This window comes from Lentzea sp. NPDC037011 (genome assembly GCF_055607425.1).
Genome location: NZ_JBVJRT010000005.1, coordinates 278,341 through 292,723 on the forward strand (window position 1 = coordinate 278,341; position 14,383 = coordinate 292,723).

Annotated in this window: 15 protein-coding genes; 3 read left to right on the forward strand and 12 right to left on the reverse strand. The window is 71.2% G+C overall.

Annotated elements, in window-relative coordinates:
• Positions 1–18: 18 nt before the first annotated feature.
• Both ACZ7CH_RS16825 and ACZ7CH_RS16830 read left to right on the forward strand, forming a co-directional pair.
• Positions 19–327 (forward strand): hypothetical protein, encoded by a 309-nt coding sequence (locus ACZ7CH_RS16825; RefSeq protein ID WP_360385655.1) that lies wholly within the window; start codon positions 19–21, stop codon positions 325–327.
• Positions 324–2,090 (forward strand): WXG100 family type VII secretion target, encoded by a 1,767-nt coding sequence (locus tag ACZ7CH_RS16830; protein WP_470374283.1) that lies wholly within the window; start codon positions 324–326, stop codon positions 2,088–2,090. Before ACZ7CH_RS16825 ends, ACZ7CH_RS16830 begins: the two co-directional genes overlap by 4 nt.
• Before the next feature lie 73 nt (positions 2,091–2,163).
• On the opposite strand, the gene ACZ7CH_RS16835 is transcribed toward ACZ7CH_RS16830, so the two are convergent.
• Both ACZ7CH_RS16835 and ACZ7CH_RS16840 read right to left on the reverse strand, forming a co-directional pair.
• On the reverse strand, positions 2,164–3,549 hold the full coding sequence (locus tag ACZ7CH_RS16835) for a glycerol-3-phosphate dehydrogenase/oxidase (RefSeq protein WP_360385659.1): 1,386 nt from the start codon (positions 3,547–3,549) through the stop codon (positions 2,164–2,166).
• Positions 3,546–4,112 (reverse strand): TetR/AcrR family transcriptional regulator, encoded by a 567-nt coding sequence (locus tag ACZ7CH_RS16840; RefSeq protein WP_458429516.1) that lies wholly within the window; start codon positions 4,110–4,112, stop codon positions 3,546–3,548. The genes ACZ7CH_RS16835 and ACZ7CH_RS16840 overlap by 4 nt, the downstream gene beginning before the upstream one ends.
• Between ACZ7CH_RS16840 and ACZ7CH_RS16845 the strand changes: the two genes are divergently transcribed.
• On the forward strand, positions 4,111–5,679 hold the full coding sequence (locus tag ACZ7CH_RS16845) for an FAD-binding oxidoreductase (protein ID WP_470374284.1): 1,569 nt from the start codon (positions 4,111–4,113) through the stop codon (positions 5,677–5,679). The two genes, ACZ7CH_RS16840 and ACZ7CH_RS16845, sit on opposite strands and share 2 nt — an antisense overlap.
• Before the next feature lie 61 nt (positions 5,680–5,740).
• On the opposite strand, the gene ACZ7CH_RS16850 is transcribed toward ACZ7CH_RS16845, so the two are convergent.
• From ACZ7CH_RS16850 to ACZ7CH_RS16895, 10 genes are all read right to left on the reverse strand, one after another.
• On the reverse strand, positions 5,741–6,748 hold the full coding sequence (locus ACZ7CH_RS16850) for an NADP-dependent oxidoreductase (RefSeq protein WP_470374285.1): 1,008 nt from the start codon (positions 6,746–6,748) through the stop codon (positions 5,741–5,743).
• Positions 6,749–6,833: 85 nt separating this feature from the next.
• Positions 6,834–7,547 carry a GNAT family N-acetyltransferase gene (locus ACZ7CH_RS16855; RefSeq protein WP_470369517.1) on the reverse strand — a complete coding sequence of 238 codons (714 nt, stop codon included), beginning with the start codon at positions 7,545–7,547 and terminating at the stop codon, positions 6,834–6,836.
• Positions 7,548–7,991, reverse strand: coding sequence for a hypothetical protein (locus tag ACZ7CH_RS16860; protein WP_470374286.1), 444 nt, complete (start codon positions 7,989–7,991; stop codon positions 7,548–7,550).
• On the reverse strand, positions 7,988–10,807 hold the full coding sequence (locus ACZ7CH_RS16865) for an FtsK/SpoIIIE domain-containing protein (RefSeq protein WP_360385671.1): 2,820 nt from the start codon (positions 10,805–10,807) through the stop codon (positions 7,988–7,990). The genes ACZ7CH_RS16860 and ACZ7CH_RS16865 overlap by 4 nt, the downstream gene beginning before the upstream one ends.
• The gene (locus ACZ7CH_RS16870; protein ID WP_360385673.1) at positions 10,807–11,058 is read right to left on the reverse strand and encodes a hypothetical protein; all 252 of its coding nucleotides are present in this window, start codon (positions 11,056–11,058) and stop codon (positions 10,807–10,809) included. The genes ACZ7CH_RS16865 and ACZ7CH_RS16870 overlap by 1 nt, the downstream gene beginning before the upstream one ends.
• Positions 11,058–11,318: a hypothetical protein gene (locus ACZ7CH_RS16875; protein ID WP_360385675.1), complete on the reverse strand. Its 261-nt coding sequence runs from the start codon at positions 11,316–11,318 to the stop codon at positions 11,058–11,060. The genes ACZ7CH_RS16870 and ACZ7CH_RS16875 overlap by 1 nt, the downstream gene beginning before the upstream one ends.
• A gap of 238 nt (positions 11,319–11,556) precedes the next feature.
• On the reverse strand, positions 11,557–11,988 hold the full coding sequence (locus ACZ7CH_RS16880) for a hypothetical protein (RefSeq protein WP_470374287.1): 432 nt from the start codon (positions 11,986–11,988) through the stop codon (positions 11,557–11,559).
• A 197-nt stretch (positions 11,989–12,185) separates the two neighbouring features.
• On the reverse strand, positions 12,186–12,788 hold the full coding sequence (locus tag ACZ7CH_RS16885; protein ID WP_360385679.1) for a DUF4232 domain-containing protein: 603 nt from the start codon (positions 12,786–12,788) through the stop codon (positions 12,186–12,188).
• A 65-nt stretch (positions 12,789–12,853) separates the two neighbouring features.
• Positions 12,854–13,816 (reverse strand): gamma-glutamylcyclotransferase family protein, encoded by a 963-nt coding sequence (locus ACZ7CH_RS16890; RefSeq protein ID WP_360385681.1) that lies wholly within the window; start codon positions 13,814–13,816, stop codon positions 12,854–12,856.
• Positions 13,817–14,066: 250 nt separating this feature from the next.
• Positions 14,067–14,378 (reverse strand): winged helix-turn-helix transcriptional regulator, encoded by a 312-nt coding sequence (locus tag ACZ7CH_RS16895; RefSeq protein ID WP_470374288.1) that lies wholly within the window; start codon positions 14,376–14,378, stop codon positions 14,067–14,069.
• Positions 14,379–14,383: the final 5 nt, after the last annotated feature.

The following is a 14,383-nucleotide window of genomic DNA, read 5'->3' on the forward strand; positions in this document are numbered from 1 at the left end:
GCAGGAGGGGGTTAAGGCATGAGCCAGTTCAATCTCGATCTCGACGAGCTCAGACGCCACGCCGCGAGCGTGGAACGGCTGACCGATCGGATGCGCAAGGCCACCGAGACGTGTGATCCGGGTGCTCTCACGACCGAGGCGTTCGGCGTGTTCGCGGGCTTCCTGGCCTCGCACATCCTCAAGACCGCCGGGCTGTCGCAGGACGGTCTCGGCAAGGCCGCCAACTCGCTGATGGACATGGGCATCGGGCTCAAGGAGACCATCGAGCAGTACGAGCAGGTCGACCTCGACAACATGTTCGGCTTCACCGGAAAGGGCCGAGGATGAACGCGCCCGCCACCCAGGCCGCGGGAACCGACCCGCAGCAGCTGATCAGCACCATTTCGAGCACCTACTCCGCGATCGAGCGCGGTGACTGGGTGCAGGGCGGTCTCGGCATCGCCAACACCGCGATGGGCATCGTCGGCATGGCGTCGAACCCGCTCAGCGGCTTCCTCTCCGCCGGTTTCAGCTGGGCCATCCAGCACGTCGACTTCCTGCGCGAGCCGTTCGACGTCCTGCTCGGCAACCCGGAGGCCATCGGCAAGATGGCCGGGTCGTTCCGGTCGGCCGGCAAGCAGGTCCACGACATCGCGGCCGAGTACAAGAAGATCTGCGTCGAGCAGACCCGCGAGTGGGAGGGCAAGGCCGCCGACGGCTACCGCGCGGCCGCCCAGAAGCACGCGGGCGGCCTGGAGTCGCTGGCCAAGGCCGCCGACGGCATCGCGGGTGCCGTCGAGGGCGCGGGCCAGCTGGTCGGCACCGTCCGCAAGATGATCATGGACATGATCAGCCAGGCCGTGTCCGACATGGTCATGAAGATCATCCAGTGGCTCGCGGCCTCGTTCCTCACCTTCGGCGCGGCCATCGCGGGCGCGATCTCCGACATCGTGACCACCGCGGTGAAGTACGCGAAGAAGCTGGCCGACTTCCTGCAGAAGCTCTCCGGTTCGCTGCAGAAGCTGATGAAGCTGGTCCAGAGCGTGCAGAAGATCGCCCAGACGGCCGAGCAGGTCATCAACGCGATCTCCGCGATGGCGCACAAGGGCGCGGGCGGTGGCGGCGGTGGCGTGACCCGCCCGTCCTCCGGCGGTCTGGGCATCGACGCGGGCCACCTCGACCGGGTGTCCGGCGGCGCGAACGGCCAGTACTCGCACGACCAGGGCGGCTACCGCGGCGGCCCCGGTGGCGGCAGCGGCGGTCCGCAGGTCCAGCCGGTCTACAACCCCGGTGGCGTCCCCGTCGGCGCGGGCGGCGGCAACACCGGCACGTCCGGCACCGGCGGCCCGGTGGTCCGCCCGCCGTACACGCCGCCCGGCCAGGGATCGGGCGGCGGTCAGTGGGTGCCCGGTCCCGGCGGTGGTTCCGGCGGTTCCGGCGGTCAGTGGGTGCCCGGTCCCGGCGGTGGTTCCGGCGGTTCCGGCGGTCAGTGGGTGCCCGGACCCGGTGGCGGCTCCGGCGGCTACCCCGGTTACCCCCAGGGACCCGGTGGCGGCTCCGGTGGCACCGGCAGCCAGGGTCCCGGCCGCTGGGTCCCCGGTCACTGGGAGTACGACCAGACGACCACGGCCGGTGGCAACACCGGGACGAGGCCGCCGTCGATCGGCACCCCGAGCACGGGTGACTGGTACCGGCCGGCCGTCGAGCACCCGGCGTCGCCCGCATCGTCCACGTCGGCGCACTCGGCCACGTCCGCGGCGGGCGGTGGCGGCGGTGGCGGCGGCATCCCCAAGGGCATGGGTGGCGGAGGCGGCGGCATCCCCGCCGGTGCCTTCGGTGGCGGTGGCGGTGGCACGGGTGCGACCGCGATGCAGCACGGTGGCGCGGCCGGTGTCATGCCGACCGCCACGGGTGGCGTCGGTGGCGCTGTTCCCGCCGGTGGTGGCGGTGGCGGCGGTGGTGGTGCCGCGGGCGGCATGATGGGTGGCGCTCCGATGGCCGGTGCCGCCGGTCAGCAGGGCGGCTCCAACGAGCACAAGCGGAAGGTGCGGATCGAGGGCGACGCCCTGGTCGACCCGCCCAAGGCCGCGAAGCCCGTCATCGGCGAATAACCCGCGTTCCTCGCGCTGAGGGCGTCTGCGAGTACCACCGACTTCGTGTCGGTAGTACTCGCAGACGCCCTTTTCACACGGTGGCGAGGAGTTTCGCGATCTCCGGCTCCGCCCTGGCGCGGTCCGCGGGCACCAGGCCGATGCGGGTGCGCCGGTCGAGCACGTCGTCGGCGGTGAGCGCGCCCTCGTGTCGGACGGCGTGCAGCACGTCCGCCTCCGTCACGCCGGGAGCGATCGGCGTGGTCGGGTGCGGCCGGTCGTCGACCAGGCGGATGTCCTTGGTGCGGCAAGGCATCCGGGTCAGGCCCGTCGCGTTCACCGCGTCCGCCGCCATCCTGCGGTAGGTGGTGAGCTTGCCGCCGACGATCGTGAGCACGCCGTTCGGTGCCGTGAGGACGGTGTGGTTGCGCGACAGGTCGGCCGAGCGGCCCTCGGCCTCCAGCAGCGGCCGCAGCCCCGCGTAGCTGCCGATCACGTCCTGCCTCGTCAGCTCCCGCCGCAGCACATGGGAAGCGGTCCGCAGCAGGAAGTCCACATCGGACTCGGGAACGACCGGCACGTCCGGGACGTCGTCGACCGGCTCGTCGGTGAGACCCAGGTAGGCGCGGCCGTTCGGCTGGGGGAGCAGCAACGCGTACCGGTTGCGCTCACCGGGGACCGGGATCGTGACCGCCGTCCCCGCGAGACCGACGCCCTTCGCGTCGACCACCAGGTGCGAGCCCCTCGACGGCGTGAGCCGCACCGGTGCGAGCGTCCCGGCCCAGACACCGGTGGCGTTGACCACCGCCCTGGCCCTGACCGTGAACGCGGTGCCGGTGAGCGTGTCCACCGCCTCGGCACCGTCACCCTCCAGCGCGGTGACCTTCGCGCGGGTGATGATCCGCGCGCCGTGCCCCGCCGCGGTCCTGGCCAGCGCGACGACCAGCTGGGCGTCGTCGGTCAGCTGGCCGTCGTAGCTGAGCAGGCCGCCGAGGAGGTTGCGCGGGCTCAGCCCCGGGACCAGCGCCAGCGCCTCGTGCCGGTCCACCCGGCGCGGCCGCGGCAGGACCCGCGCGGACGTGCCGGCGGCGATGCGCAGCGCGTTGCCCGCCTTGAGCCCGGCCAGGACGAGGTTGTTCGCCTTGTCGTGCAACGGGAACAGCATCGGCAACGTGCGGGTGAGGTGCGGTGCCGTGCGCGTCATGAGGATGCCGCGCTCGACCGCGCTCTCGTGCGCGAGCTTCACGTCCCCGTTCGCCAGGTACCGCAGCCCGCCGTGCACGAGCTTGCTCGACCACCGCGACGTCCCGAACGCCAGGTCGTGCGCCTCCAGCAGCACGGTCCGCAGCCCGCGCGAGGCCGCGTCGAGCGCGACGCCCGCACCCGTGACCCCGCCGCCGACCACGAGCACGTCGACGACCTCCCGTTGCGCCGCCTCCAGGTCCTCCTGGCGGCGGGCGGCGTTCAGCGACGTGTTCACGGCCTCAGCGCCCCGTCCAGCTGCCGGGCGAGCTCGTCCAGCAGCGAGGCGGGGTCGAGGCCCGACGTCGCCGGCCGCGTCGACAGCACCATGCCCTGCGTCGTCAGCAGCACCACGCGTGCCTGCGTCTTGGCGTCGCCGAACCGGATCGACCCGTCGAGGTGCCCGGCCTCGATCTGCGCGACCAGGAACTCCTCGACCAGCCGCTGCGTGCTGCCCAGCCGTTCGACCAGGTACGGCAGCATCAGCTCGGCGTCGAGCTGGAGCACCCGCTGCATCAGCGGGTTCGCGCCCAGCAGCCGGATCGCGTCCACGGCCCGGCTGACCAGCTGCTCACGGGCGTTGCCGCGCCCCTGCGTCCGCTCCAGCAGTGCCGCGAACTCGCGCGTCATCAACGCCCGCACCAGGTGGTCCACGTCGGGGTACCGCCGGTACAGCGTCATGCGGCTCACGCCTGCCCGTTTTGCGACGTCGGTGAGGGTCGTGCGGCGCACCCCCACCTCCAGCACGCACTCGCGGGTCGCGTCCAGCAGGTCCTCGTCGGTGTGACGTTGAGACGTCATGTGTAACACTGTAGCAGTGACTAGGGCCCGCTGGACCACCGAGACCACACCGCTGCCGCCGCACGCGCTGGCCTGGCTGAGCGCCCGCGTGGGCCTCGGCGACCCCTTCACGCCCGCCCCGGTGCAGGCACCGCCGTCCGCGCTCTCCGAGGACGCCTTCACGGCCCTGGAAGCCGTGTGCACGATCAGCGTCCTGCCCGCCGACCGCCTCGGACACGCCGGCGGCCTCTCGTACCTCGACCTGCTGCGCCACCGCGGCCACGGCGACCTGCCCGTGCCCGACGCCGTGGTCGTCCCCGCCTCCCCCGAGGAGGTCGCCGAGGTCCTGCGCGTCTGCGTGGAGCACGACGTGGCCGTGGTCCCGTTCGGCGGCGGCACCTCGGTCGTCGGCGGTGTCGAGGCCCTGCGCGGTCCCAAGGACGCGGTCGTCGCCCTGGACCTGGCCGGACTCGGCTCCCTGGTGTCGGTCGACCCGGTCTCCCGCGTGGCCGTGCTCCAGGCGGGCGTCACCGGCCCGGAGGCCGAACGCCTGCTCGGCGAGCACGGCTTCACCCTCGGCCACTTCCCGCAGTCGTTCGAACGGGCCACGATCGGCGGGTTCGCGGCCACCCGCTCCGCCGGCCAGGCCTCCTCGGGCTACGGCCGCTTCGAGGACATGGTCGAGTCGGTCCGCATCGCCACCCCCACCGGTGAGTGGGTTGTCGGCACCGCACCGGCCTCCGCCGCGGGCCCGGACCTGAAACAGCTGGTCATCGGCTCGGAGGGCCAGTTCGGCGTGATCACCGAGGTGTCGGTGCGGGTGCGCCCCAAGCCGAACGGCCCGCGTTACGAGGGCTTCGTGGTCGACGGCTGGGAGGCGGGCGTCGAGCTCGTGCGCACGCTGGCCCAGAACGGCGCTCTGGCCGACATCACCCGTCTGTCCGATGAGCACGAAACGGAGGTCGCGCTGGCGTTGGCCGGTAGCAAGGCCTCCGTGGTGACGCGCTATCTGCGCCTACGGGGAGTCCGCAACCCGTGCCTGGTCATCCTGGGCTGGGAGTGCCGTTCGCGGTCGGCGACCATGCGCTCGTTGAGCGGCCACCGCGTCGTGCGCCTCGGTCGCGCCATGGGGGCGTCCTGGCTGCACGGCCGATACAACGGGCCGCGCCAACGCGACGCACTGCTCGACGCCGGTGTGGCCGTGGAGACGCTGGAGACCGCCACGCACTGGTCGCGGGTCTCGCAGCTGCGGGACGCGGTCCGGGAGGCCCTGCTGGGCAAGCTGGGGGACGCGGTGGTCATGTGCCACATCTCCCACGCGTACGAGACGGGTGCCTCGCTGTACTTCACGGTGCTGGTGCCGCGCGACCTCGCCGACCCGGTGGGGCAGTGGGCGCGGGCGAAGGTGGCGGCGTCCGAGGCGATCTCCCGGCTCGGGACCATCACGCACCACCACGCGGTAGGACGGGACCACCGGCCGTGGCTGGAGCACGAGATCGGCGCCATCGGCGTCGACGTGCTGCGCGCCGTGAAGACCCGCCTCGACCCGACCGGCATCCTCAACCCCGGCAAACTGCTGCTGCTGTGAACGCACGCGGAGCGCTTTCGTGCTCCAGAAGAGTACGAAAGCGCCCCGCGTGCACTCGAAATCAGAACTTCACGAGCATCTTTCCGGTGTTGTCGCCGCGCAGCATGCCCAGGAAGGCCGCCGGGGCCTGCCGGACGCCGCCCTCGACGACGGTCTCGCTGTACTTCAGCTTCCCGGACGCGATCCACGCCCCGACCTCGGCCACGAACTGCGGCTGCAACGCCTTGTGGTCGCCCACGAGCATGCCGCGCAACGTCAGCCGCTTCGCCAGGACCTGGATCAGGTTGCGCGGGCCGGTGGGCGTCCCGGCCTCGTTGTACTGCGAGATCGCACCGCACATCGTGATGCGCCCGTTGAGGTTCAGCGCGCCGATCGCGGCTTCCAGGTGCTCGCCGCCGACGTTGTCGAAGTACACGTCGATGCCGTCGGGCGCGGCGGCCGCGAGCTGTGGTGCGACCGGGCCGTCCTTGTAGTTGAACGCGGCGTCGAAGCCGAGCTCCTCGACGAGGTACTCGACCTTCTCGGGGGAGCCGGCCGAGCCGATGACGCGGGAGGCGCCCTTCAGGCGGGCGATCTGGCCCACGAGCTGGCCCACGGCACCCGCGGCGCCGGAGACGAAGACCGCGTCGCCCTCCTTGAACTCCGCGGTGGTCAGCAGGCCCGCGTAGGCGGTCAGCCCTGGCATGCCGAGCACGCCCAGGTAGGCCGACAGGGGAGCGACGGACGGGTCGACCTTCACGGCGTGCGTGCCGGCGACGACGGCGTACTCGCGCCAGCCCAGGCCGTGCAGGACGTGGTCGCCGACCGCGAAGCCCTCGGCGTTCGAGGCCACGACCTCGCCCACCGCACCGCCGTCGAGGGGGGCGCCGACCTGGAACGGGGGCACGTACGACTTCACGTCGTTCATCCGGCCGCGCATGTACGGGTCGACGCTCATGAACACGTTGCGCACCAGGACCTGCCCCTCGCCCGGCGTCGGGATCTCCACCTCGGCGATCTCGAAGGTGTCCTCGGTCGGCCAGCCGGTCGGGCGGGACGCGAGCCGGACCTCGAGTGCGGTGCTGGTCATGGTCGAACCATCTCCATCCAGAGTCGTGTGAACGTCGGTACCCCGCACAACGCCCCGTAAACGGATAAAGATTCCACTTTGTGAGTTAGGTCGCAGGCAGCAGGGTCGTCACGTCGCGGTACGCGAACCCCAGCTTGCGGTACAGGGCGATGGCCGGCTGGTTGGAACTCTCCACCAGCAGCGCGCAGGTGCCGTACAGGTCGAGCAGCGCCGACGCCACGAACTGGCACACCCGCAGCCCCAGACCGCACCGCGCGTGGGAAGGGTGCACCGCCACGCCCATCATGAAACCGACGTCCACCGACGACCACGCCTCCGCGGCCGTCGCCACCAGCGCGTCGTCCTCGACCACACCGGCCCAGCGGCGCACGCCCGGTTCGCCCGGCCACGCCCATGACGACGGCAACGCCTTGCGCAGCAACGGTTCCACCTCGTCGTCCGAGGACAGCCAGCCCACTCCGGGAGGAGCGGCCAGCGAACCGGAGCGGTCCATCCACCCGAACGGCCCGTCCTCCACCCACGGCTCCGGCATCAGCGTCCGCACCTCCGCCGCCACCGACCGCTCCAGCATGGGCCGCAACGAGACACCGCGCCCGTGCGCCGCCAGCAGCGACGCCACGCCCTCGCTGGGACCGGACAGCACCAGCCTGCGCCGGCGGGTCAGGCACGGTGCGTGCACGGCGACCGCGCCGCGGTGCTCCCAAGCCGCACCGCCCGCCGACAACGCCTGAGCGGCCCACCGGACCAGCGGGTCCGCGCAGGCGTCGAGCACGTCGGCGGTGGTGCGCAACCGGCGCACTCAGTCCTTCTGCTTGCGGCGCAACAGGGTGCGCTTGGCCAGCGCGTTCTCCAGCGCCTGGTAGGCGAGGTCCATCCGCTCGTTGTACTCGCTCTGCGGCCGGGGCTGCACCGACTCGTCCGGCAGCGGCGGCGTGGTCATCTGCAACCAGCGCTCGTTCCACAGCTGCTCGACGGCCTGCTCCCAGTGCAGCGCGGCACCCATCCGCACCACCCGCTCGCGGTCGCGGACCTCGGCGATCTGCCGCTGCGTGGCCGCGATCCGCTCGGCCAGCTCGGCGCAGCGCACCTCGTCGAGCTTGCGCTGGCGTGCCGCCGCTTCCGTGGCGATGGCGATGATCTCCTTGTAGCGCTCCACCGCGGACAGCGCCGGCGCCTCGACCACCTCCCCGCTCTGGCGTTGAGCCGGAACCGACTCGAACATCGCCGTAGTCATCGGGTTCATGACACCTCACCTGTGTCGAACGGGATGATCACCTGCGGTCGCGAGTGCTCGAACCGGTCGAAGAACAGGCCGCGCCGCGGTCGTGGCGACCACGCCATCACCTGCTCAGGTCCGAGCGACAGCAGCTCCTTGCCCTGGACGTCGAACGCCACCCAGGCGCCGATGTCGTCGTACACACCGGGCGGAAGACTCGACTTCAGCCGCTGCACACCGCGCCACCAGCCCAGCACGTGCGTGCGGTGCTCCGGACCGTGCTTCAGCACCGCCCGCAGGCTGTCCACACCGGACGACCGCGTCGCCGGGTCCTTCTGCTCCAGCAGCGTGAGCGCCGCGTCGACGCCGTACAGCACCAGGTAGTGCGGTTTCAACGGCGCCTCGGCCTGGCCCGTGCCGATCGACTGCAGCCGGGCCGCCGTCTGGTCCAGCACCTCGCGGATGCGGTCGATCTGGACCACGTCCGCGTCGTGCCCGTCGTGGCTCAGGCGCTTCATCAGGTGGAGCGCGGAGGGCATCGCCTCCTCGACCAGGCAGGCCAGCGTGAACACCGCCTCGTGCGGGTGGTGCTGGCGGCCCAGCGACGCGGCCGCTCCACCGAGCACCGCGGCCGCGTCCTGGACCACGGAGCCGATCACCGCGATGTTGCGTCCCGGCGTGCGGGCGAAGCGCACCTTCGCCGCGCTGCCCGCGACGTCGATGACCTGTCCGAGGAGCACCGTGGGCGATGCGTCGCCCGGTCGCAGGTCGAGGAAGTCCGGTGTCGCGTCCAGCAGCGGGACCTTGCTGCCGTCGAACAGGCCGGGTGCCTGGCCGGGTTCGCGCCGCCACAGCTCGGACTGCAGGAAGTCCATGGTGCCCTTGGACGTCGAGTCCGGGATGCGCGCGATCTCGTTGCCCGGCTTCACACCCGACTCGTGGTTGATCACCGCGTGCCAGCGCGGCAGCTCCACGGCGGCGTCGTTCTGCGGCTCGGCCAGCACCCGGCGGGCCTTCGGCAGCGCGATGCGGACCGTGAACTGCTCGAAGATCGCCGACTTGCCCCAGAACCCCTCGATGCCCGAGACGTCCTGCGACGACAGCACCAGGTGGATGCCCTGCGACCGGCCGCGCCGCGCCACGTCCTCCAGCAGCTGCGTGGCCGCCGCCGTGACCTGGTCGCGTTCGCCGAACAGGTACTGGAACTCGTCGATCACCGCGACGATCCGCGGCCACCGGCCACCGGGGTCCTCGACCCGCAGGTGTTCGAGCTTCGTCACCTCGTGCTGCTTGGCCGCGTCCGCGCGCCTGCGCATCTCGTCGGACAGGAACTTCAGCAGCGCCACGCCGAACTCGCGGTCGGTGTTGACGTTCACGCCGACCAGGCGCGCGTGCGGCAGCCACGACGGGTCCTTGCGGCCCGGCGCGAACTGCGCGAACGACACGCCCTCCTTGAAGTCCAGCAGGTACAGCTCGAGCTCGTCGGGCGAGTAGCGCGCGCACAGCGAACCGAGCATCGCGTAGAGGAAGTTCGTCTTGCCGGAGCCGGAGGGCCCGCCGATCAACGCGTGCGGCGAGGTGTCGCCGAGCTGCACGCAGACCTGCTGGCCGTCGTCGAATCCCACGGGCGCAACGACTCCGGCCGCCGAGTTCTCCGTCCACGGGCGTTCCGGCAGCAGGTCGCCGAACTTGCCCATCCGCGAACGGCGTTCCTCGCGCTTGTCCGCGATGGCGGCACACGCGCGCGGCACCAGCGTCCGCGGCAGCGCGGGGTCCAGCGTCACGGTCACGTGCTTGCCGGTCATCGTGCAGGTCGCGGTTCCGTCGCCGCGCAACGACACCGTCTCCACCGGCGAGTTGACCGTGATCGGGATGTCCACGATGAACAGCTGCACGCCGCACGCCAAACCGTTGCGCGCCACGCGTTGCAGCTGCTGCTGGTGCTCTTCGCGCAACGCCTTGCGGTTGCCGAACAGCACGGCGATCCGCCACGGCTCGGTGCGCCGGCCCTCACCGCTGACCGACCGCACGGTGAGGTGCCCGTCGACCAGGACCTTGGTGTGCACCTGGCGGATGTGCTCGGACAGCTCGTCGAGCAGTTCGTGCAGGCGCGCAGGGTCGTGCACCGTCAGCAGACCGGCGCGGGTCAGCGGGTACAGCCCCGGCAACGACCCGGTCAGCTGCCCGACGTCCCACACGTGCACGTGCACCAGACCCGGCTGGAAGTGAGAGAGGACCCGCAGCAACAGGTTCTCCACCAGCGTGTCCGCGAGCTGGCGGCTGTCCGGTGTGGACGCCACGTGCAGGTGCGACTGGTCCAGCAGCGGCACGGCGACCGGGAACGGCTGGGCCTCCGGCGCGGAGGTGACCACGCCGGTGCCGATCCGCCACAGCTCCGGTACGCCCTCGCTGCCGTCGTGCGCGCCCGGCGTGCCGAGCCACGACTCGTGCGGCCACGACGCCGGTCCGGCGGCGACCGAGCTCACCAGCGCGGTCAGCTGGTCGGGCCCGGTCGCGGACCACTCGTGGTAGGACTGCTGCCAGTCGTGCCTGATCTGGTCGAGCCGCTCGGCGAACTCCGGCATGGACAGCGGGGCCTGGCGCGGGTGCCCGGTCCGCTTCTCGTCCACGGTGAGGAACGCGGTCACGTCGGCGAGCGCCGCGTCCCGCAACGCCCGGTCGATGCCCACGCCGCGCACGGTGAACTCGACGATGTCCTTCGCGTGCTCCGTGGCGAGGGCGCGGTGCTCCCGTGCCACGGAGCCCAGCGCGGCCGCTACGGCGCGCTGGAAGTCCGCGAAGGCCTCCTCGATCCGGCGCCGCCGGTCGTCCCGCCTGCTCATCACAGCTCCACGGTGAGTCGTTGGATGCGCTCGAGGGTTCCCACCATCAGCTCCAGCTGTTCGGGGAATCTTTCCTTCGCGCGCACGAACTCCGCTGGAAGCAGCGACTCGTGGTGGTTCTCGCTCGACTCGGCGAGGATGGCGACCGCCTCGTCGAGACCGTCCTGGGCGCTGCGCACACTGCGGTACGCCTCGCGCAGGATCTCGCTCGCCTGCTCGAGCGCGGCGCGGACCTCGCCGATCGATGCCATCAAAGCCTGCTGTTGATGCCCTCGGCCCCGGAGATGCCGGCGCCGAGGTAGTTCTGCAGCTCGCTCACACCGGAGACGACCTGCTGGAACTGCGCGTTCGTCGTTTCGACGTCCGCCTGCACGGAGCCCTGGGTGACCGATGTCAGCAGCTGCTGCGCGTCCTCGGCGAGATCGGCCGCCTGTTGGAGGGCCGACTGGCTTTGGCTCGCCTTGTCGATCGCCTGGGCAATTGCGGCACGGACCTCTTCGATGCTGGCCATGTCGACTCCCGAACCCTCCCGGAACAGGGTGGTCGCACGGCCACCCCAGTAGAGATTGTGCCCAGATTTTCACAGTTCATAACGAAGATCGGCTAACCGGGTGGATGCCTGAATGCACTCGAACGGGCCTTGCTTTAATGATCAGTTAGCCGCGTCACAGAACCCTTGCCCCGAACGTGAAGTGACGCTCTCGCACGCCTCACGGCCCGTGGTCGCCGCACCCCGCCGGCCGGGTGACTCACGACTTTCTTCCAGGTGACCTGTCACGCGGAGTGCCTGCCCCGAACGGGTCATCGCCGGCCCACGCCTCGACCAGCACGCGCTCTGCCCCCGGCACCAGCCCGTTGATCAGCTCGGGCTCGTCGAGCACCGTCCACGCCGTCGGCGGCTCGCACGCCACCCGCGGTGTCGGGAACCCGTCGCCCAGCCCGCGCACGAACGTCCGCACCGCTCGCGCGAGCGCCGCGGACACGTTGTGCGTGGTCTTCTCGGCGCTGGGCTCGGTGATGACCACGGCCCAGCAGTTCGGTTCCTCGTCCGAGCAGTCCCTGGCGTCCAGGACCCGCGCGCCGGTACGGCTGCTGAGCGCGTCGCACGCTGCCCGCGCCTGGTGCTCGTCCGCCGCCTCGACCACCACGGTGATCAGCAGCACGAGGTCGTCATCGCTCATCTCGGGCGTGATTGTCCCTCAGCGCGGACGGAGTCCCGGTACCGGGCCGCTTGCGCCGTACGGATGATTGTGGCCCCCTGCGCGCGCATCGTTAGCGTGGAAGACCCACTTCATAGGCCGATGGGGTGAGAACTTCCGCCGGGACGAACGGCGGCGGGCTCACCGTGCCGGAGCACGACGAGCCCGTCGCCGGTTCCTCAGACCGCGTAGAACGCGCTGATCGTGATGTGGCCGCCCGAGCACACCGGTCCGAACGTCCACGGCACGCTCAGCGGCGCCGTCTCGTTCGGCGGGATGGCCGCGACCTTCGACGGCTCCGGCTGGCACGCGCCCTGCACCGGCTCGGAGCCGGCGGGCACGACACCCCAGTGCAGGTTCGCGGCGGCCTTGGCGCCCGGCGCGAGGTTCAGCGGCTTGGGGCCGGGATCGGCCATGCGCTCCAGCTTCGTCGGCACCGCTCCGGCGCCGTTCTCCAGCTGGAAGCCGCTGTAGCCGTTCAGCGTGCACGGCTGGGAGCCGGTGTTCGTGACGACGAACTTGCCGTACCGGTTGCCCGCGCCCGCGTCGGTGGGTTCCACCGCGCCCTTGAGCACGGTGGCGTTGCAGCGGTTCGAGACCTCGCCGCCCGCGTTGCCGACTGCCGTGGACGGTGTGGCCGATGAGTTCGAAGAGCTCGAAGAGCTCGACGTGGACGGAGCCGCGGTCGGCAGCGTGCCCGATCCGACCTCCGCGCTTCTGTCGCCGCAGGCCGTCACGGAAGCGAGCACCAGCAGGCTGCAAGCGATCAACCGTCGGGTCATGGGTGCACCTCCTACCAGTGAGGATGTGCCCATTCACCAACTAGCTCACACAACCTGCCGGAAATTCACCGGATCTGGTGGACGTCCCACCCGTCGGGCAGCTCGGCGAGCCCCTCCACGGCGGCGGTCCACAGGTACGTCCAGGCGATCCGGCCGTCGGGCAGCACGACCCGCACCCGCCGGTAGTCCGCGCCCTCGTACTCGTCGAGCTGCGGCAGCGCCACCTCGGGCGACCGCAGCCGCAGCACGAAGCCGGGCACGCCCAGGCCGGCGCCGGGCCGCAGGGCCGGGTAGCCCAGGCCGGTGTCGAGCAACCTGCCGGGCAGGTGGGTCTCCTCGGAGTCCACGACGTGCGGCTCCATCAGGTGCCAAGCGCTTGCGCCCGGCTGGAGCGTGCCGTAGGCGAAGAGCAGCTCCGGCCAGTCGTCCGCCGACGGGTCGCCCTGCACCTCGGTCACGTCCAAGCCGTCAGTCGGCGCAGGACGGCCGCCGAGGTGGAGGGCGTGCCGCTGCGAGAGGTTCGAGCACGGCACCATGCGCCCGTTGACGAGGATCGGCATGCGCTTCTTCGAACCGGCCGTGTAGGCCAGAACGCTGTCGACGACACCGCCGTTGTAAAGCACCACACGGCCCGTGTGCAGGCGTACAAGGCGATAACGCAGACCGCGGCCCTCGCAGCGGTCGAGCACGCGCAGCTGCTCGGGCGTGGCGAACCAGACCGAGTGCTCCTCGACGACGCCGGGAGCCGCTGCCAGGGTGGCCGGGCGCTGGCCATCGCGCGCACGCGTGCCATCGGCCCACACCGCGGAGATGCCCTCGCAACGCGCGCGCAGCACGACCGCGGGGCCTTCGAGACCCAGTTCCTCGCGGAGCCAGGTGACCTTGCTGGGGTTCGCGTTGGAGCCGTAGCCGAGCACCGGCATCCGGGCCGCGAGGGGCGGTTCACCTCGGCTGATGAGCCATTGGTCCAGATCGATGTCATCCGGCTCGACCCGCCATCCCGACTCCATCGTGAGGTCCGGTCGCACTGGCCAGCCCGTTTCGTCGACGTGGACGAAACAGTGGTCTGGACGAGTGCCCGGATAGGGCTCCGCCGGATGGCTTTCGTCGGTGAACGGTTGGGCCATTGGTCCATTGTGCCAAGGATTCGCTCGGTTTGCCGCCCCCAGATCGTGACCTATCCGATCTCTGCTGCCGACCGAGGCGGGTTAAGTGAGAACGTTCACTGCGCAAACGGGTGACTGACCCGATGTCTGCGGCGAGATGTTCCGGTGAAGCTCAGGAGGCGTCATAGCTTTCCTGCGCTTCGGCCACCTCGGCGCTGTTCGCGGAGATCCACGAGGCGAGCGCCACGAGGTGGACGGCCGCGCCCTTGCCGAGCGGCGTGAGGGTGTACTCGACGTGCGGCGGGATCACCGGGTGGACCTCGCGGTGCACGAACCCGTCGCGCTCCAGCGTCCGCAGCGTCTGGGTGAGCATCTTCTCGCTCACGACCTCCAACTCGCGGCGCAGGTCGCTGAAGCGCCAGGACGCCCCGTCGAACAGCGCCTGCAGCACGAGCACGCCCCACTTGCTTGTGACGTGCTCCATGACCG

Coding starts and splice junctions, on each gene's coding strand:
- ACZ7CH_RS16875 (WP_360385675.1), bottom strand. CDS start 11,318: ATGGCCAGCATCGAAGAGGTCCGTGCCGCAATTGCCCAGGCGATCGAC.
- ACZ7CH_RS16885 (WP_360385679.1), bottom strand. CDS start 12,788: ATGACCCGACGGTTGATCGCTTGCAGCCTGCTGGTGCTCGCTTCCGTG.
- ACZ7CH_RS16830 (WP_470374283.1), top strand. CDS start 324: ATGAACGCGCCCGCCACCCAGGCCGCGGGAACCGACCCGCAGCAGCTG.
- ACZ7CH_RS16870 (WP_360385673.1), bottom strand. CDS start 11,058: ATGGCATCGATCGGCGAGGTCCGCGCCGCGCTCGAGCAGGCGAGCGAG.
- ACZ7CH_RS16895 (WP_470374288.1), bottom strand. CDS start 14,378: ATGGAGCACGTCACAAGCAAGTGGGGCGTGCTCGTGCTGCAGGCGCTG.
- ACZ7CH_RS16825 (WP_360385655.1), top strand. CDS start 19: ATGAGCCAGTTCAATCTCGATCTCGACGAGCTCAGACGCCACGCCGCG.
- ACZ7CH_RS16865 (WP_360385671.1), bottom strand. CDS start 10,807: ATGAGCAGGCGGGACGACCGGCGGCGCCGGATCGAGGAGGCCTTCGCG.
- ACZ7CH_RS16845 (WP_470374284.1), top strand. CDS start 4,111: ATGTGTAACACTGTAGCAGTGACTAGGGCCCGCTGGACCACCGAGACC.
- ACZ7CH_RS16840 (WP_458429516.1), bottom strand. CDS start 4,112: ATGACGTCTCAACGTCACACCGACGAGGACCTGCTGGACGCGACCCGC.
- ACZ7CH_RS16880 (WP_470374287.1), bottom strand. CDS start 11,988: ATGAGCGATGACGACCTCGTGCTGCTGATCACCGTGGTGGTCGAGGCG.
- ACZ7CH_RS16860 (WP_470374286.1), bottom strand. CDS start 7,991: ATGAACCCGATGACTACGGCGATGTTCGAGTCGGTTCCGGCTCAACGC.
- ACZ7CH_RS16850 (WP_470374285.1), bottom strand. CDS start 6,748: ATGACCAGCACCGCACTCGAGGTCCGGCTCGCGTCCCGCCCGACCGGC.